The following is an 18,725-nucleotide window of genomic DNA, read 5'->3' as shown; positions in this document are numbered from 1 at the left end:
TTGAGGCGCTTTTTATTTAACTAAAGCAAGGAACGATTTTTAATATACATCCGTATCCGCATTATATTTCGCTAAATTATCTTTAACATCTCGCAAGAACTTACCTGCTTGTTGTCCATCTAAAATTCGATGATCAATAGAAAGACATAAATTAACCATATCTGCCACTTTAAAGCCTCCATCTGCGGTTGGCACAAGGCGTTTATTAATTGACTCTACTTGTAATATCGCAGCTTGTGGATGGTTAATAATTCCCATCGATTGGACGGAACCTAGTGTTCCAGTATTATTAAGAGTAAAGGTCCCTCCTTGCATTTCTTTGCTTGCTAGCGTTCCTTGTCGGACTTCTTGTGCCAAGCGATTGATTTCTTTAGCTAGCCCTGCAATTGAATAGTTATCCGCTTGTTGAATCACTGGCACATAAAGATGCTCGTCTGTCGTTACAGCTATGGATAAATTAACATCTTTATGATAAATAATTGAGCCATCATCCCAAGATGTATTGATTTTTGGATTTTTCTTTAACGCTTGAATGACTGCTTTGGCAAAAAATGGGAAGAAGCTTAGAGACAGGCCTTCTTGTTGTTTAAATTCATCTTTTAATGAATTTCTAAGTTGGACTAAGTTGGTCACATCCGCTTCCACCATTAACCAAGCGTGAGGGATTTCGTTGACACTTTGGACCATTTTTTTAGCAATTGCTTTACGTACAGGATCTGCAGAGACAATTTTATCTGTGGTTGTTTCAGTTGGACTAGCTGTTGCGGCGCTTTCATTTTGCGAAGCAACTGGCTCCTCTGAAATTGAAGGGCTAGTTCCTGGACTCACTGTTTTCTCAGGTGTTCTTGCCTGTGTTGGTGTAAAGTTTGTGACATCTTTTCTAGTAATTCGACCATCACGACCTGTCCCTGTAACTTGTGTTAAATCAATCTTTTTTTCTTGGGCAATTTTAAGGACTGCTGGGGAATAACGACCATTATTTTTTTGATGGGACGTCGCAGTGCTTGTTGTTGCAACCGTTTCATGTTCTTGCACTTGTTCCGCACTTGCTTCTTTCACTGGTGCTAAAGTAGCTTCTTCTGTTTTTTCGGTTGTTTCTTCTGTCTCTAACGTCATCACCGCTGTTCCGATGGGCACATCTGTATCTAGAGAAATCAGAAATTCTTTTACTACACCATCAAAATCTGATGGGACTTCCGTGGTGACTTTATCAGAAACGACTTCCATTAAGGGATCATAGCGTTTCACTGAATCTCCTGGTTTAACTAACCATTGGACAATGGCTGCCTCTGTGACACTTTCGCCTAGATGAGGCATTTTGATTTCTTTTGTGGCCATTTATTTTTTCCTCCTTGCTTCAATTAAAATTCTGCTAATTCTTTCATTGCTGCTAATACTTGCTCTTCATTGATTAAAAATTCTCTTTCTAAAGGTAATGCATAAGGCATGCTTGGACAATCAGGTCCTGCAAGTCGTTGAATCGGTGCATCTAAATCAAAGAGAGCATCTTCTGAAATCATTGCCGCAATTTCACTCATCACGCTGCCTTCTTTATTGTCTTCTGTTACGAGTAAGACCTTCCCTGTTTTCTTAGCTGCAGCTACTAATGTTTCGCGATCTAAAGGATATAATGAGCGAACATCGACGATTTCGGCATCAATTCCTTCAGCGGCTAGTTTTTCCGCCGCAGCTAAAGCTAATTGCAAGGTCATGCCATAACTAATCACGGTTAAATCACTACCCGTTCTAACGACATTGGCTTTGTCAATTGGTACGATATAATCATCTGCAGGCACTTCATCTTTTAGTAAACGATATAAACGCTTATGTTCGTAAAAAATGACTGGATCATCGGAACGAATCGCTGCTTTAATCATCCCTTTTGCATCATAAGGATTAGAGGGGGTCACCACTCTTAATCCTGGTTGTCCACAAAAAACTTTTTCTGTAGACTGAGAATGATACAGCCCACCACGAACACCGCCGCCATAAGGGGTCCGATAAACGATTGGCGCAGTCCAATCGCCTTTTGTTCTATAGCGCATTGTCCGAGCCTCTGATAACAATTGATTGGTTGCAGGCAAAATGTAATCCGCAAATTGAAATTCACCAATTGCGCGATAGCCCATTAAACCTAAGCCGACAGCTAAACCACCAATTAAGCCTTCTGTTAACGGTGTATTAAAACAACGCTCGTCACCGTATTTAGCAGCTAAACCCTTTGTTACACCGAACACGCCGCCTTTGTCGCCGCCGACATCTTCTCCAAAAATAACTACTTTTTCATCACGAGCCATTTCTTCAGAAATTCCTAAGTTAATTGCTTCTAAATAAGTCATCTCAGCCATTATATTTCTTCTCCTCTTCTCTTATTTTGCATACACTTCTTCTAAAATTGATGTCGGTACAGGATCTGGCATTGCTTCTGCTTCATCCGTTGCTTGATTGATTTCTGCACGAATTTCTTCATCAATTTGGGTAATGTCTTCGTCTGTTAAATAGCCCTCTTCTAATAATTGTTTTTCAAAAAGCTTCACTGCATCGTTCTTTTTCATTTCTTCAATTTCTTCTTTTGAACGATAAACAGATTGATCATCGTCAGCGGAATGAGAAGTCAAGCGAGAAACCATTAATTCAATCAATTTTGGTCCTTTTTTCCCGCGAGCCGCTTTTACTGCTTCTTTAAACGCTAGATAGACTTCAGTAAAATCACTACCATCAACGGTCATACCTTCAAAGCCATAAGCTTTCGCGCGATCGGCCATTCGTTTATTGGCATACTGTTCTTCGATTGGGACAGAAATCGCATATTCATTATTTTCAACAACAAAAATGACTGGCAATTTTTTTACGCCTGCAAAGTTCATAGCTTCTTGGACTTCTCCTTGATTGGCAGAGCCTTCCCCAGTGGTGGTCAATGCAACAAAATCAGCTTTTTGAAGTTGCGCTGCATAACCAACACCTGTCGCTAATGGCATTTGTGTACTTACTGTTGAAGAGAAGGAAACAATATTATGCTCTTTTGAACCATAATGATTCGGCATTTGACGACCATGGGAAGAAGGATCCGCTTCTTTTCCAAAAGAACCCATTAAAATATCTTTGGAGGTCATGCCCCAAACCAAGCACGCGGTCATATCACGATAATACGGTAAAAAATAATCTTTTTGAGGATCAAAAGCCATCGCCATCGCTACTTGTGCAACTTCTGCCCCTTGACCAGAAATATTGAAAGAGGTCTTACCAATCCTTGTTAATTGCCACAACCGTTCGTCTAAACGACGTCCTCGTAGTACTTGACGATATGCCTGAATCAATTCTTCTTTTGATAAACCCGATTTTTTAAGCGTTTTCATTTTCATCAACCTTTCTCTATTTGTGAATCGCTAAGCCATAAGTATCTAAGGCTGCTTCTTGCAATACTTCTGTCATTGTTGGATGCGCATGGATTGCTTCACCAATTTCAATGGGCGCGGCATCTAAATACATGGCAGTACTTGCTTCGGCAATTAAATCCGTGACATGTGGCCCAATCATAGAAACCCCTAATAAATCATCGGTCTTCTTGTCACGAATTACTTCTATAAAGCCATCTGTTTCTCCATAAACAAGTGATTTACCATTACCATTAAAATTAAAGGTGCCAATCACTACTTCTTTATCTGCTGGCAAAGTTTCTCTAGTATAGCCGACACTTGCTATTTCAGGATTTGTATAAACACCTCGAGGCACGTTTGTATAATTTAAAGGTTCAACTGTCTCGCCTAAAAGATGCTGAACAGCTAACTCTCCTTCTTTCATAGCCACATGTGCTAGTTGGAGTGTATCGATACAATCACCGATCGCATAAATATGTCCTTCTGTGGTTTGATAAAATTCATTTACTTCAATGCCTTTGTCAGTATATTTCACTGAGGTATTCTGTAACCCTAACTTATTGATATTGGGTTGACGCCCAATTGCTACCATGACTTTGTCAACAGCGAGGCTTTCTTGTCCTGCAACTTCTACTTGAACCTTCTGCCCGGTAACTTTCGCTTCTTGGACTTTGCTACCTAATAAAATGTTGATTCCTCGTTGCTCTAAACGTTTCTTTAATTCTTTAGAAATTGTTGCACTCTCATTTATAAGTAAACGATCCAAAAATTCAATGATAGTTACGTTGACACCTAAACTATTTAATAAAGAAGCCCACTCGACACCAATAACGCCACCACCAATAATTGCAATTGATTCTGGTAATTCTTCTAATTCAAGCATCCCATCAGAAGATAAGATAAATTCTTCATCTAATGGCAAATTAGGTAACGTTTTAGGACTAGAGCCTGTCGCAATAATGACATTTTTAGGAACGATAATTTCTTCTTCCCGTGTTGGATCATTAAACGTAACTGCCACTGCGCCAGAGACTGGTGAAAAAATGGAGGGACCTAAAATCGCACCTTCGCCTGCTAAAATTTTGATTTTATTTTTCTTGCATAAGCCTTCAACACCTTTGTGTAACTGCTCAATAATTCCTTCTTTCCGTTGTTGTATTTTAGAAAAATCAATGGACGCTGCCTCTGTTTCAATCCCAAAAGAAGCCGCTTGTTTTAAGGTATCAAAAACCTCTGCGCTTCTTAATAAAGCTTTTGTAGGGATACAGCCTTTGTGCAAACAAGTGCCACCTAATTTGTATTTTTCAACAATTGTGACGTTTAGCCCTTTTTGTGCGGCTCGAATTGCTGCTACATAGCCTCCTGTTCCGCCACCTAAAATCAGTAAATCTGTTTGTTCCGCCATTTTGATCACTCCTGCTCAATTTTTGCTTCACTATAATTTAAAGCTTGTTCTTCCCCTGTTAATACTCGATTGACGCCTTCATATAAAGCAGCCATCTCCATTTCACCTGGGTAAACCTTAATTGGTGCAATCCAAGTGATTTTTTGACTAATTTCTTGAACAACGGTTTGCGAATAGGCTGCGCCCCCTGTTAAAATAATTGCATCAATTGCGCCTTCAAGAACCACGGCCATCTCGCCAATACTTTTTGCGATTTGGTAACACATTCCTTTTAAATAGTAATTTGCTGTTTGATCACCTGCAGCTATTTGTGCTTGGATATGCCGTAAATCTGTTTCACCTAGGTATGATTTAAGACCGCTATTCCCCGCAATTAGCTTTTTCACTTGGCTAATCGTTAACTCCTGTTCAAGTATCCATTGCGCAAATTCAACGAGCGGTAAGGCGCCACTGCGTTCAGGCGTATAAGGCCCTTCGCCATCAAGCCCATTTACCACATCCACCATGCGGCCTTTTTGATGCGCCCCCAAGCTAATGCCCCCACCTAAATGAACAACGATAAAATTGCTTTGCTCATATGTTTTCCCTAAATCCTCAGCGATTTTTCGAGCGACCGCTTTTTGATTTAAGGCGTGACCAACGCTACGCCGCTGAATGCCTTTTAATCCGGAAATCCTGGCTAATGGCTGTAGCTCATCTACAACAACAGGATCGACAATAAAGGCTGGCACGTGATATTTTTCTGCAAACTCATTGGCTAAAATCGCCCCTAAATTTGAAGCATGGGTATTAAAGCGTTCTTTCCGCAAGTCTTCTAGCATTTGTTGATCGACAAGATACGTACCGCCAGGAATAGGCTTAAGCAAACCACCACGCCCTACGACAGCGGCTAATTGTGTGATGTTATGTGTTTCTAAAAATTCCGCGATCATTTGTTTTCGAAATGGTGTTTGACTGACAACATTTTCAAAAGGTGCCAATTCTTGGACGCTATGTCTAAGCGTTTCTTCCGCCAAACAATCATGATTAGCAAAAAGCGCTAACTTCGTGGAGGTCGATCCAGGATTAATAACCAATACTGTTTCCATTGTTTTCTGCTCCTTTTTTTAAACTTGTCTCATGGCAAATCTTAATGAATGGAATTTGCTTTCTGTTGAATCGCTTCTAGATGTTAAAACGACTGGGACTTTTGTGCCAACAATCGTTCCTCCCACCTTGGCGTGCCCAAACAAGGTTAATGATTTGTATAAACAATTTCCAACATCAATAGTTGGGACCACTAAAATATCTGCATCCCCCATGATAGGACCGCTGTAACGTTTATGCGCAACCGCTTCTTCAGAGGTCGCTAAATCAAGCGAAAGTGGACCAAAAACCGTAGCCTCTTGTTGATCATTAAAATGTGCCGTGACTTCTTTAGCTAAAACAGACGAAGGCATTTTAGGATTGAAATTTTCCGCTGCGCTTAACAAAGCAATTTTCGGTTGATGCAGTCCCAATTTTTGGGCGACTTCTTTAGCATTTTCAACAATTTCAATGAGTGTCGCTTGAGTGGGGGCGATATTCATCGCACAATCGGTTAACAAGAAGGTTTTCCCCACAGGCAGCTCCACCATTGCTACATGGGAAAGAATCGGTTTATTTTTTAATTGATGCTCACTTTTCAACATTTCTTTTAGTAATGTGTGGGTCTGAATAATTCCTTTCAATAAAATTTGTGCTTGACCGGTTGCAACTAAACTGACAGCTTCCTGTGCTACCGCGGCCTCATCTGAGCAATGAACATATTTCCAGAGATTTTCAGTATCAAGATTTTCATTTGTATCAAATACAATAAACTGCAACGGTTGCTCGGCTTCTTTTAGTGCTTTTTTAACTAGCTGTAAAATCTCTGGTTGTGAACCTCCTGCAATTGAAACAGTGATCATTTTCTCACCTCATTTTTTCTTCTTTACACTTTAAATCTACCTCAGTGTGTAAGCGCATACAAATTGTTAATTTTTATGTCCTTATTAATATTTTTTATAGAGAAGGAAAAGCTTAGTAAATCAAGCTTTTCTTTCTCTAAACAATTGTTATCTAATTTACTTTTCATGAAAAAACTTCTTTTCTAAGAATGAAAGGAAAACTTATGCTTCGGCACCGCTGTTTATTTATGTCAGATCCTAAAGCATGTTATACTTTAGATACTTATTTTTAGGAGGAATTAAATGGCACTACTACTATTCTTTTTGTTTATCGCCCTACTAGGATTTGGTATATTAAAAATTAATAACCGCAGTATCCTCGGCGGTATCACTCTGGCTTCTGGCACCTTATTGTCATTAGTCACCTTACTATTTATCGGACTAGACAAAATTTATTTACATTTTAAGAATGGCGACCTAATTACTTTGGCCATTGCTTATCTATTAATTCCCGCTGTGTTTATCGGCATTTGCCTTTACTTTATTTTTAACTCACGTACGATGCAAACGAAAGAAGGCAAAAGTGTCACGGCTAAATTGTCGGCGGGCTTAGGGCTGAACTTATTAATTGCTTTACCAGCCTTTCTATATTTATTATCAGTTGGCACAGCGCAAATACCTTATGTGCTTTTTCTGTTCTTACTTTTTCTATTGTTAATGGATCTTTTGCTGACCTTTCTATTTGCTGCTTACGTCTTGTATTCATGGATGTACCAAATGATTCCTTTAAAAAAAGCGGTTGATTATATCATTGTTTTAGGTTCGGGAATTCGTAGCGAGGAAGTACCTCCACTTTTGAAGAGTCGGTTAGATAAAGGGATTGAATATTATGAAAAAAATCCCACCGCTAAATTTGTAGTCAGCGGTGGTCAAGGTCCTGACGAACCTGTGGCCGAAGCTTTCGCAATGAAAAAATATTTGCTTTCACAAAATATTCCTGCAGAAGCAATTTTGATGGAGGACCAATCCACAACCACTTATGAAAATATGTTGTTTTCTAAAGCAATAATTCAGGCAGATTGGCAAAAGATGCCGTCTGATTCTAAACAACCCTCTGTTATTTTTTCAACAAATAACTATCATGTCTTACGAGGAGCTATGTATGCCCATCGTGTCGGCTTAAAAGCTGAAGGTGTCGGGGCGCCAACTGCCTTATATTTTTTACCAACTGCTCTAATCCGAGAATACATTGCCTTACTGGTTCATGATAAGCGAATTGTGCTTTTTGTTTTTCTACTTGTCACTCTTCTTTTAGGAATCAGTATCTTACCCATCTAAAAAAACAGCGACTCACATTTTTGTGAGTCGCTGTTTTTATTCTTTTAATATAAAAAGGTTTAATGAACGTAATTGGCTATCAATGCAATCAGCCATAAATGGAGCGGATAGAATCCGTAAAATAAATATTTGAAAAATGGTGCTTTGCTCCCTCTCTCACCATTGTAAAGCGATATAAATGGTAACACAGTGATAAACATAAAATCAGAATTATAAGCTAACATTTCAATTGTCGTTGGCCAATCTCCCAACCATTGAAAACTTGTAACTAAGAAAAAGAGCGCTAATGCACCATATAAACAGTTCCGTAAGACAAGTCTCTTTCTGGCTAAATACGTAATCAACATAAAAGGTAACATCACAATGCCACCTTCAGCAAACATTGCTCCTATTCCTAAAATGGCTAATATACTAATCAATAAAACAATTTTTAAACTGATTTTTGGCATCTCTAGCATCGCTTTTGTCACAATTAACATACTGACACCAAGGGCTAAGGTGAAGAAAATATTGTTGTGAACAGCGACAGCTGGATTATTCACTAAATGATTTAGCAGCGTATTTCCAACAAACATGATTGCTGCCCAAATATACAAACGACCATTGTAGCGATAAACATTCCGTGTATAGTTGAAGCCTTCTACAGCCATATAACCAAAAAACACACCGACACAACGAGTAATTACATGAAAAATCAGTGCCCATTCTGGCGGAACAAAATAACTAATATGGTCAAGAACCATTAACCCCATCATCAATAACTTTAAGCGATTTGCGTTCATGAATCGTCTCCTTTATTTTTTCTACAGAAACTATCATATCTTTTTATATAACAGAAAACAACGAACATTCTTGTTAGATTCAACCATTCTTTTTGTCACTTTCGTTAAACTTGGTACCGCAAAGATAAATCTTCGAATAAATAATGTTGGTATTTAAATTGTTCAAAATGAATTTTTCGAATTTCTTGCTTAATGGCTGTTAAGCATTCATCGACCGTCATCAATGATTCTTCTTTCAGAAGCGCCTCTTCTATTAATAATTTGCATTGGCAATCAATCAATAAAAGTTGACTATAGAATGTGTAAAATGTTTCTTTATTTAATTTTTCAATCAAATTTTTAGCTTGATTCTGCAGCTTTTGATAACATTTGGTCAATTTTTGATAATCCATTAAATCAACTAACTGACCTTGTTTTAACATGTTACTAAAGTCTAAATCCCAAAGCATTTCTTTAGTCGGCTGTTGCAATAAATAATACATAGAATGACTACTAATAATTTCAGTGGTCGGTTCTTCAATTGTTTCATAAAAAGTCACAAAATATTCTCGCTCAATCACAGTAATAATTTCTTCTTCTGAAAGCTCACAATCTTCTAAATTTTGATAGAATATCAATAATTTAATCCGCTCATCTATTTTATTCAGCGAAGCGACTAATTCAGGAAAAAGAACCGACTGACAATTCTCTACTAATTCTCTTGCCTTATTTTGTTCATTTTTATAAAAGCTGTATAACTTTTTCCGCTGTTTTAACGAGTTTAATAAGTTATCGGGTATATTCCAGTAATATTGTTTCTTCATAGCATTCCCACTCTTCTTTTTTATGTACAATTTTACAAAATTGGTATTAGCCAATTTCGTCTCTAGTTATTCTATCAAAAAAGTGACGCTTTTTTACTGACAATAATTACTCGTTTTACGCCCAAAAAGTGAAAACTCAGCTGTTAAGTAATTATTGGGGCTTGTTTCTCGCGGGCCGAAAAAACTTTTTCCTTTTAAAAGTCCAGAAAAAGACCTACACTAGAGATAGACAAACGTTGGAGGGATTTAAATGGATTTACACTTAACGAATAAATTAGCATTAATTACTGGTTCAACCAAAGGAATTGGCAAAGCAATTGCGATTGAAATGGCTCGTGAAGGGACCGATGTCATTATCAATGGGCGCAATGAAGCCGAAGTAATCAAAGTTGTTGAAGAAATACGAGCAATGTTTCCAGACACTCATCCTCAAGCAGGGACTGCCGATATTTCCATTGAAAGTCAACGAGCTACTTTGCTTGAAAAATTCCCTAAAGTCGACATTTTAGTGAACAATATGGGGATTTTTGAGCCAATGGAATACTGGGACATCAATGATGCCACTTGGGAAAAATTTTTTACTGTGAACGTGTTGTCAGGCAATGCATTAGCAAAAGCTTATCTACCTAAAATGCTTGCACAAGATTTTGGTCGCGTTATTTTCATCGCTAGCGAAGAAGCGGTGATGCCTTCTGGCGAAATGCCCCAATATAGCATGACAAAAACGATGAATCTTTCTTTAGCTAAAAGTTTATCCAACTTAACTGTCGGCACACATGTCACTGTTAACACGGTTATGCCTGGCTCAACCCTTACCGAAGGTGTAGAAAAAATGTTGGAAGATATGTACGCTGATTCAGACATTCCCAAAGAGGATTGGGAAAAAGATTTCATGAAAAATCATCGTTCTCGTTCACAAATCCAACGGCTCATTCGACCAGAAGAAATTGGTCGTTTTGTTACCTTTGTGGCCAGCCCGGATTCTTCTTCCTTCTCAGGAGAAGCCTTAAGAATCGATGGCGGGTTAGTTCCAACAATCTTCTAAAATAAACAAAAAAAGACAGCCAGCAAAAATTCACATTTTTTGCTGGCTGTCTTTTTAAGCATATTAATTGATTACTTACCAAAAGTAAGTTATATTTATTTCGAATTCGAAATAAAAAAGAGGTGAAACAATGAGCCAACAGCAAGAAGCTTTAAAAGCCTATATCGGTTTATTAAGAACCAGCCATCGACTAGAGCAACTTGCCAAGCAAGATGTCACTTGTTATGACTTAAACATTACAGAATTTTCAGTATTAGAGCTGTTACTCCATAAAGGTCCTCAGACCATCCAAAAAATCAAGGAGAAAATTTTAATTGCTAGCAGTAGCACCACTTATGTTATTGACCAATTACATAAAAAAGGCTATGTAACGCGCACCCCCAGTGAAAAAGACCGACGCATTACTTACGTCGAATTAACAGAAGCTGGAAAAACATTAATTGAAGAAATTTTCCCGACGCATGCAAAGCGAATTGCAGAAGCATTTGAACAACTCTCTTCCGAAGAATTAACACTTCTTCAAAAAACTTTACGAAAAATAACAAATGAAACGAAATGAGGAAATAATGATGAAAAAAGAAGATCAATTATTAGGAATCCACCACGTTACAGCTATGACAAGTGATGCAGAAAAAAACTATCACTTCTTTACAGACGTTTTAGGGATGCGTTTAGTCAAAAAAACAGTGAATCAAGATGATATCTATACTTACCATACCTATTTTGCTGATGATTTGGGTACACCAGGTACAACCATGACCTTTTTCGATTTTCCCAATAACCCTAAAGGATTAAAAGGAACCAATACAATTTCAAGAACAGGGTTCCGGGTTCCTTCAGATGCAGCTTTGACTTATTATGAAAATCGCTTTAATGAATTTGCGGTCAAACACACAGGTATTTCTGAAGAATTTGGCAAAAAAGTCCTTCGCTTCTGGGATTTTGATGATCAAGCGTATCAATTAATCTCTGATGAATTAAATCAGGGCGTTGCAGCGGGCACCCCTTGGAAAAAAGGACCTGTTCCAACAGAATTTGCGATTTATGGCTTAGGACCTGTCGAAATAGCTATTTCCTATTTTCATGAATTCAAAGAAGTCTTTGAAGAAATTCTAGGCTTTCACCTAGTGGCACAAGAAGGCAATCGCTATTTACTAGAAGTTGGCCAAGGTGGCAATGGTGCCCAAGTCGTTTTGGTAGACGATGATACTAGCTCACAAGCGCAACAAGGATATGGTGAAGTACATCACGTTGCATTCCGCCTAGCGGATCGTAAATCACTTGGGACTTGGCAAGCGCTCTTTGATCATTTAGGCTTACAAAACTCTGGCTATGTCGATCGTTATTATTTTGAATCATTGTATGTTCGCATTGGGCATATTTTAGTCGAATTAGCCACCGATGAACCAGGATTTATGGGGGATGAACCTTACGAAACATTAGGAGAAAAGTTATCTCTTGCGCCATTTTTAGAAAACCGTCGTGAATATATTGAGAGCGTGATCAAGCCTTTCAATACAAAACGAGCCTAAGGAGGAAAAAACATGCATTCAATTTTTAAAAAAGGACATCCTGAAGCACCTGTCTTTGTGCTACTTCACGGTACAGGTGGTGATGAAACATCTCTCCTGCCAATTGCTCAAGAACTAAATAAACAAGCTACTGTGCTAAGTATTCGTGGTGATGTTTCAGAAAATGGAATGAATCGTTATTTTAAGCGCCTAGCGGAAGGTCATTATGACTTAGAAGATCTAGAAAAACGCGGCGAGGCGCTTCATAAGTTTATTCAACAAGCCGCTAACGAGCATCAATTTTCATTGGATAAAATTATTTTTATTGGCTATTCAAATGGGGCCAATATCGCTATTCAATTATTGCTTACTCATCCCGATAGTTACCATCAAGCTGTCCTCTATCATCCCATGTTTCCTGTTGAATTGACCAATCAACCAGACTTGACCGACACCTCTGTTTTATTATCTCTAGGAGAGCATGACCCGATTGTCCCACTTCCTGAGAGTATGCGTGTGATTCAATTATTTCAGAATCATGGAGCAACCGTACAAGAGGTTTGGACACAAAGTCATCAATTAACCTATCAAGAAATTAAGGAAACACAAACTTGGTTGGCACATCTGTCCTCTTAACAAAAAAGTGGGTCCTAAGTCGAAATGACTTAGGACCCACTTTTTCTATTTTAAGATAATTCACTGTCTGAGCTTCTTTTTATTCTGCCATTTGAACAACTATTTTACCAACTGCATGGTGCGTTTCACTGAGTGCATGTGCATCATAAATCCCTTGTCTAGAAAAAGGGAAAACTTCACCAATAATTGATTTAACTTTTCCAGCTGCCATCAAATCAGCAATTTTTTGTAATTGTTCTCCATTTGGTTGAAGCCAAATACTTTCAGCAGAAATATTTTTTTCGGCTGCCAATTGTTTATCTTCAATGCCCACAATTGAAACAAGACGACCTGTGTTTGGTTTTAAGACGTCAAAACTATTTTTTTGAACCTCACCACCCATTGTATCAAAAACCAAATCAACATCAGTTAATACCTCTGCAAAATTCGTTGTATGATAATCAATCACTTCATCTGCACCAATTTTTTTCAGTAAGGCATGATTTTTTGCGCTAGCGGTCGTGATGACATGTGCGCCCGCTTCTTTTGCTAGTTGAATCGCATAAGTACCGACCCCACCTGCACCAGCATGAATTAAAACAGTTTCTCCTTCTTTAAGGTGACCATGATCAAACAATGCTTGCCAAGCGGTTAAACCAGCCAACGGAACGGCAGCAGCTTCTTCAAAGCTAATTGTTTCAGGGATTTTTGCTAATAAATGATCATCCACAATCGTTACTTCTGCATAGGTACCAAAACGAGTAGTTTCAGGACGAGCAAAAACTTTATCGCCAACTTGCCAATCCGTTACTTGACTCCCCACCTCTGTAATCACACCAGCGACATCCCAACCAAGAATAATCGGAAAGGACCAATCAAACATCTGTTTTAAATATCCTTCACGCAATTTCCAATCAATCGGATTAATTGATGTCGCGTATTCTTTTACCAACACTTGATGTTCCGATAATTCTGGCAGTGTTACTTCTGCTTCTTCAAGTACCTCTTTACTTCCGTACTGATTAATCACAACAGCTTTCATAAACCAACTTCCTCTCATTTGTTTCATTTTTCACACTTTTAGTATACGCCTATTGCCTTCTTTTTATATAAGAATATGCTTTAGTTAAATTGAGAGAAAGTGTATTTATTATTAATCTCAATCTGTTTTAATTTAATTAGTTATGCATTTACGCGTTTAATTTCACGATGTTTATTCAATAAATAGGCCAAGCCAAGATTAATACCAACAAAGCAACTGATTGTCAGAAGAAGTGGCAGGACAGTAAAACCAGTGGATTGATAACCAACCATTGTTTGCAAGACATGGAGCATTCTCAGGCGCATTGGTGCCCCCCCTAATTGTGCAATCGTGCCCAGTAAAATAGGAATCATTAATAACAGCAATAAAACAATGAGTTTTTTTACGCCATCTATCCGATCATTAAAGACACCTGCTAACAAGCCAAGTGAGCCACTAAGCATTAGTAAGATAAAAAAGAGCAACCACGACATGAAAAAGTTTCCTTGCGCATAGACATCAATTAATTTCATTGATAATTGAAAATGAGAAATGAAATTGCCGCTAAATACTTTAATCAGTACAAGTACAGCCAAGGATCCAACCAAAGATAAAATAGCATTACTTACAAAATTCACCAAAAAAATCGTCCAGCGGGAAAGCCCGTTTTGAATAAACAGTTTAAAATCTGTGTTTACCCCTAAAAATGATAGTATCCCCATAAAAACCAGACAAGGAATTACTGCATCAGAGCTGACAGTATTCACGTCGTTAGAAAAGAGCAACCCAATAAGAGGAAAAAGAATGCCGAACAAAGCATAAAAGCCAAAATAAATTGCTAAGGAACGGACTTGATAAATAACACGATACTGCAAAGCTGTTTTAAATTTCATTTTACTTTTCCTTCTTTCTATTGGTTAATTGTACAAAATATGTTTGTAAATTTAGCGGCGCAATTTGAACCTCTGCTTTTTCAGTCGGCAAGTCGCCGTACACGTAAGCCGTAACTGCTCCACCTAAAGTGTCCATGCCTAAGATTTCCAATGACTGAGTATAGCGCTCTACTTGTTCTTTCGGCCCAGAAACAATGCGACCGTTTTTCAAAATTGTTTCAATAGATTCTGCGCGAATCAATTTTCCTTGATCAATGATGATAATATCTTCTAATAAATTCGCAATTTCTTCAATCAAATGGGTGGAAATCACAAACGTACGGGGACGTTCTTGGTATGTCTCAATTAAATAAGTATAAAATAATTCCCGATGATTGGCGTCTAAACCTAAGACTGGCTCATCTAAAAAAATATACTCACAGGGGACGGATAGCGCCACTATTAGTTTAGCAATACTCCGATAACCAGTTGATAATTTTTTGAATGTCTTTTTACTATCTAAACCAAAATCGCTTAACATTTGTTCGGCCAAAGACCAGTCAAAGGATCCATAAAAACCTTCAGTCGTTTTAAAAATATCTTTAATTTTTAACTGAGGAGGAAACAAATTATCTTCACTCATTAAGTAAATATGAGTCAAAGCAGCCTCATTATCGGTCACTGTTTCTCCCGCCAATTTAACGGAACCTGAAGTGGCAAAACTTCGATTATTTATGATATTTAATAACGTACTTTTACCAGCCCCGTTTCTGCCTAAGAGCCCATAAATCGTTTCTTTTTCAAAAGTAATTGAAATATTATCTAGTGCTTTTTTTTGATGATATTTTTTGCTTACTGATTCCACCCGCAAACTCATGCGTCATACCCTCTTTCAATTAGTTGTTTTAATTGTTCAGCTGTAATCCCTAATTTTTTAGCTTCTGCGACAACTTCTAAGACTTCTTTATTTAAAAATTCTTCTTTCCGTGCACTTCTTACTCTCTCTTGAGCGCCTGGTAAGACAAACATGCCAATCCCCCGTTTCTTTTCAATCAACTGTCGTTCTACTAATAAATTCATTCCTTTTAAAACGGTGGCTGGATTGATTTGGTAACTTTTTGATATTTCTGTGGTTGAGGGAATTTGTTCGCCTTCTAAGTAAGCGCCATTAAAAATTCCTTCGGCAATCTGATCGGCTACTTGCTGAAATAAAGGCTTTTCCCCCGAAAAATTAAATTCCATTTTTACACCTCGCTTAAACGGTTAACTACTTATGTAACTAACTATATATCTTAGAAATTCTTTTGTCAACAAAAAAACCATTGTTTCCAAAGAAATTTTTCTTTGAAAACAATGGCTATACTTTTGAGTTTATTGAATGGTTTCGTTCTTATAGGGTTCCATTGTGTAACAATTCATCGGTTGTTTCGTTGACAATTTTTAAGCGATTTTGTTTTTTGATCAAAATACTTTTATAGGTTGTTCCTGTAGCCTTTTCTTCCATCACAAGAATGCGTTTATACTCATTATCAGTGACTTGCTTAATCGTTGTTTGATTCAAGGACGGAATTTTTTCTTTTAGCGTTTTTTCTTCCGCCAGACCTTTTAAGATTTCTGATTCTGTAGTGGAACTTGTGGGTTTATTAGAATCGCTTGATACACCTTCGTTATTAGACGCACTTTCAGATGACTTGCGACTTGATTCGGTTACTTTAGGCTGTGATGATTCACTGGTATTAGTTGAATTCATTTGGGTTTGGGTTTGGTTTCCACATGCACCAATCAGTAATCCAACACCTAAGATAGAACTTGCTAAAATAGTTTTTCTAATCATTTGCATGACCTCCTACATCTATCATTACTTTAACCTTAACATTTTTCAGCTAAGAGAACAATTTTTCAGATTAGAAAAGACCACTAGTCGTTATTTAAATAAACGAACTAGTGGTCTTACTTATTTAGGAATGATCTTCATATGAGTGAGTGGGTAATAAACAAATTGTGCTTTCCCTAAGATTTGATCTGCATGTATTGCACCAAAAGAACGGCTGTCTTTGGACATACGGCGATTATCACCAAGCACAAAATAGCTATCTTTAGGTAATTTTTCTTGCATTAACAATTCTTTTGAATCAAAATTCGTAGTGTAAGGCATCGTTTCATGATCTTTTTTTCTGTTTTTAGTTAAATACGGTTCAGCGATTGGCTGATTATTGACATATAATTGATCGTTTTCGTAACGCACAGCTTCTCCTGGTAAACCAATCACACGTTTAATCAGAATCGATCCTGTGTCTGTTTTAAAGACCACCACATCAAACCGTTTAATTGCGGAGAATTTTTCCATCACAATCATATCTCCTTGATTCAAGGTTTTTTGCATGGAATGGCCATCCACCCGAACAGGAATCAGGAAAAATCCTCTTAAAATAAAAACGGCTACGATTGCTGGTACTAAAATTTTCAGAAAGTACATTAAATACCCAACATAATCACGTTTCTTCTTCAACTTCGTGCCACCTTTTTTCTAGTTTTTTTGAATTTCTTTGACTGCTTTATCGTAGGCAGCGTCATTTTCAAGAATTAATTTACCTAAAGTGGCTTCAATTTTTGTGGCTGTTTCATTGTCGATTTCTCCAGTTACAGGCAAGCCATTTTTCTGTTGAAGATCGCTAACCGCTGCTTTTGTTTCTGCGGTGTAGTTTGCATTGTTTTCATCAACAGGATACGCTAATACAGCTAAAATAGCATTTAAGTTCTGAATATCTTCAGATTGATCTCCTTCTTTTAGCGTTTTATCGCGAGGAATCAATTTTAAATAGGCATACTCGGGGTAATCAGCTTTGATGGTTGGTTCAATTCCTTTTTCGTTGATCCATTCGCCTTTTGGTGTTAACCATTTTAAAACAGTCAATTTTATTTCGGTTTGGTCATTTAAATCCTTCACCGTTTGGACCGTTCCTTTGCCAAATGTTTTCGTTCCAATTAATGGGACATTCGCAGATTCATGCAGTGCTGCAGCAAAAATTTCGGATGCACTGGCACTATTGCCATCAATGATAACTGCAACAGGTTCTTTTACTTTAAAGCCGTCGTCTAATTCTTTGGAAGCAACTTCTTTCATCGTACGTCCTTTTTTGTCTTCAAATTGAACAATTGTTTCGCCATTTTTTAAAAACATACTGGCCATTCGCTCTGCTTGATCTAGCAGTCCACCAGGATTTTGGCGTACATCAATTACAAAGGATTTAGCTCCTTTGGCACGTAAATTCGTGATTGTTTCTTTCAATTCTTGATATGTTTTTTTACCAAAGGACGTAATTTTAATCGAGCCAATTTGTGCATCATTTTTGTCTAACTCACCAGTCACTGTTTTAACGGGAATTTTCCCACGTTTGATTGAGATATTTTTAGTTTCTCCCTCTCTTTGGATAGTCAATTCAACGGAAGTTCCTTTTTTTCCTCGGACTTTTGAGACGACTTCTGCTAGTTTCATCCCTTTTGTAGCTGTACCATCAACTTTTTCAATAATATCGCCTTCTTTGATTCCCGCTTTTTCAGCTGGGGAATCTGCTACAGGGGCCTCTGCTACAACTGGTTCGCCATCTTTCATTGTCATAGTGGCACCAATTCCTTCAAAATCGCCAGATAAGCTTTCATTTAAATCATTGGCAGCAGATTCATTTAGATAAGTTGAGTATGGGTCTCCAATGGCTTCAGACATGCCTTTTAAGGCGCCTTCAACTAATTCATTTTTATCTACTTCACCTACATAATTGGTACTAATTTCATTATATAAATCCTGCACTTTGCTTAAATCAGCATTGGTAATTGCCCCTTCTTGACTCATCTTTTTAACACGATGATCAAAATAAATATAACTACTTCCTCCAGCTAAAAATGCGACACAGAGGAGCGAAATAATATATTGATAAAAAGGAACAGTTCGTTTGTTCTTCATAGATTTCATCTCATTTCTAACAAATTCGTCACTACTTTTGTTTACTATAACATGAATGAAAAAAGAGGAAAAGCTTTGTTTGCTTTTC

19 protein-coding genes and 2 pseudogenes are annotated in these 18,725 nt (G+C 37.6%); 5 read left to right on the top strand and 16 right to left on the bottom strand.

The annotated features are described in order from the left end of the window. Nucleotides 1-39: 39 nt before the first annotated feature. From IGI97_RS07050 to ptb, 7 genes and pseudogenes are all read right to left on the bottom strand, one after another. A pseudogene (locus tag IGI97_RS07050) lies at nt 40-972 on the bottom strand (dihydrolipoamide acetyltransferase family protein); the annotation flags it as partial. 195 nt (nt 973-1,167) lie between these two features. Then, nucleotides 1,168-1,317 (bottom strand): annotated as a pseudogene (locus IGI97_RS07045) (biotin/lipoyl-containing protein); the annotation flags it as partial. Nucleotides 1,318-1,361: 44 nt separating this feature from the next. Further along, on the bottom strand, nt 1,362-2,348 hold the full coding sequence (locus IGI97_RS07040) for an alpha-ketoacid dehydrogenase subunit beta (protein ID WP_002357475.1): 987 nt from the start codon (nt 2,346-2,348) through the stop codon (nt 1,362-1,364). 21 nt (nt 2,349-2,369) lie between these two features. Next, on the bottom strand, nt 2,370-3,362 hold the full coding sequence (locus IGI97_RS07035) for a thiamine pyrophosphate-dependent dehydrogenase E1 component subunit alpha (RefSeq protein ID WP_438738285.1): 993 nt from the start codon (nt 3,360-3,362) through the stop codon (nt 2,370-2,372). Nucleotides 3,363-3,372: 10 nt separating this feature from the next. Further along, nucleotides 3,373-4,782 carry a dihydrolipoyl dehydrogenase gene (gene lpdA / locus IGI97_RS07030; protein WP_116495019.1) on the bottom strand — a complete coding sequence of 470 codons (1,410 nt, stop codon included), beginning with the start codon at nt 4,780-4,782 and terminating at the stop codon, nt 3,373-3,375. A gap of 5 nt (nt 4,783-4,787) precedes the next feature. Next, the gene (gene buk, locus IGI97_RS07025) at nt 4,788-5,870 is read right to left on the bottom strand and encodes a butyrate kinase (protein ID WP_438738282.1); all 1,083 of its coding nucleotides are present in this window, start codon (nt 5,868-5,870) and stop codon (nt 4,788-4,790) included. 18 nt (nt 5,871-5,888) lie between these two features. Further along, nucleotides 5,889-6,710 (bottom strand): branched-chain phosphotransacylase, encoded by an 822-nt coding sequence (gene ptb / locus IGI97_RS07020; RefSeq protein WP_202580359.1) that lies wholly within the window; start codon nt 6,708-6,710, stop codon nt 5,889-5,891. 282 nt (nt 6,711-6,992) lie between these two features. Between ptb and IGI97_RS07015 the strand changes: the two genes are divergently transcribed. Then, a complete protein-coding gene (locus tag IGI97_RS07015; protein WP_002382358.1) occupies nt 6,993-8,027 on the top strand; it encodes a YdcF family protein in 1,035 nt (344 codons plus the stop codon). A gap of 59 nt (nt 8,028-8,086) precedes the next feature. Here IGI97_RS07015 and IGI97_RS07010 read toward each other — a convergent pair whose 3' ends face one another. Both IGI97_RS07010 and IGI97_RS07005 read right to left on the bottom strand, forming a co-directional pair. After that, nucleotides 8,087-8,809, bottom strand: coding sequence for a TraX family protein (locus IGI97_RS07010; protein ID WP_002357468.1), 723 nt, complete (start codon nt 8,807-8,809; stop codon nt 8,087-8,089). A 104-nt stretch (nt 8,810-8,913) separates the two neighbouring features. Further along, nucleotides 8,914-9,666, bottom strand: coding sequence for a DUF7006 family protein (locus IGI97_RS07005; RefSeq protein WP_438738280.1), 753 nt, complete (start codon nt 9,664-9,666; stop codon nt 8,914-8,916). A 196-nt stretch (nt 9,667-9,862) separates the two neighbouring features. On the opposite strand from IGI97_RS07005, the gene IGI97_RS07000 reads away from it, so the two are divergent. The 4 genes from IGI97_RS07000 to IGI97_RS06985 all read left to right on the top strand — a co-directional run bounded on the left by IGI97_RS07000 (nt 9,863) and on the right by IGI97_RS06985 (nt 12,804). After that, nucleotides 9,863-10,657 (top strand): SDR family NAD(P)-dependent oxidoreductase, encoded by a 795-nt coding sequence (locus IGI97_RS07000; protein ID WP_438738278.1) that lies wholly within the window; start codon nt 9,863-9,865, stop codon nt 10,655-10,657. 130 nt (nt 10,658-10,787) lie between these two features. Next, entirely contained in the window at nt 10,788-11,216 is a 429-nt protein-coding gene (locus IGI97_RS06995; protein WP_002361878.1) for a MarR family winged helix-turn-helix transcriptional regulator, read from the top strand. Between the two features lie 10 nt (nt 11,217-11,226). After that, entirely contained in the window at nt 11,227-12,189 is a 963-nt protein-coding gene (locus IGI97_RS06990) for a ring-cleaving dioxygenase (RefSeq protein ID WP_033591911.1), read from the top strand. A gap of 12 nt (nt 12,190-12,201) precedes the next feature. Next, nucleotides 12,202-12,804, top strand: coding sequence for an alpha/beta hydrolase (locus IGI97_RS06985; protein ID WP_002361880.1), 603 nt, complete (start codon nt 12,202-12,204; stop codon nt 12,802-12,804). A gap of 79 nt (nt 12,805-12,883) precedes the next feature. On the opposite strand, the gene IGI97_RS06980 is transcribed toward IGI97_RS06985, so the two are convergent. The 7 genes from IGI97_RS06980 to IGI97_RS06950 all read right to left on the bottom strand — a co-directional run bounded on the left by IGI97_RS06980 (nt 12,884) and on the right by IGI97_RS06950 (nt 18,646). Further along, nucleotides 12,884-13,852, bottom strand: a complete 969-nt coding sequence (locus IGI97_RS06980) for an NADP-dependent oxidoreductase (protein WP_002398751.1) — start codon at nt 13,850-13,852, stop codon at nt 12,884-12,886. A 113-nt stretch (nt 13,853-13,965) separates the two neighbouring features. Further along, nucleotides 13,966-14,697, bottom strand: coding sequence for a hypothetical protein (locus tag IGI97_RS06975; protein ID WP_002398322.1), 732 nt, complete (start codon nt 14,695-14,697; stop codon nt 13,966-13,968). Between the two features lies 1 nt (nt 14,698). Further along, nucleotides 14,699-15,553, bottom strand: coding sequence for an ATP-binding cassette domain-containing protein (locus tag IGI97_RS06970; protein WP_002409464.1), 855 nt, complete (start codon nt 15,551-15,553; stop codon nt 14,699-14,701). After that, nucleotides 15,550-15,918, bottom strand: coding sequence for a GntR family transcriptional regulator (locus tag IGI97_RS06965; RefSeq protein ID WP_002357453.1), 369 nt, complete (start codon nt 15,916-15,918; stop codon nt 15,550-15,552). The genes IGI97_RS06970 and IGI97_RS06965 overlap by 4 nt, the downstream gene beginning before the upstream one ends. Nucleotides 15,919-16,066: 148 nt before the next feature. Beyond that, nucleotides 16,067-16,516, bottom strand: coding sequence for a hypothetical protein (locus tag IGI97_RS06960; RefSeq protein WP_165481972.1), 450 nt, complete (start codon nt 16,514-16,516; stop codon nt 16,067-16,069). Between the two features lie 114 nt (nt 16,517-16,630). Continuing rightward, nucleotides 16,631-17,185 (bottom strand): signal peptidase I, encoded by a 555-nt coding sequence (gene lepB, locus IGI97_RS06955; RefSeq protein ID WP_002382369.1) that lies wholly within the window; start codon nt 17,183-17,185, stop codon nt 16,631-16,633. Nucleotides 17,186-17,203: 18 nt separating this feature from the next. Further along, complete coding sequence (locus IGI97_RS06950) at nt 17,204-18,646, bottom strand: S41 family peptidase (protein WP_438738275.1); 1,443 nt, start codon at nt 18,644-18,646, stop codon at nt 17,204-17,206. Nucleotides 18,647-18,725 lie beyond the last annotated feature (79 nt).

Source organism: Enterococcus sp. DIV2419 (assembly GCF_051711865.1).
GTDB lineage: Bacteria > Bacillota > Bacilli > Lactobacillales > Enterococcaceae > Enterococcus > Enterococcus faecalis.
Note: the sequence above shows the minus strand (reverse complement) of the source record. Positions and strands in the feature narration are given on the sequence as shown.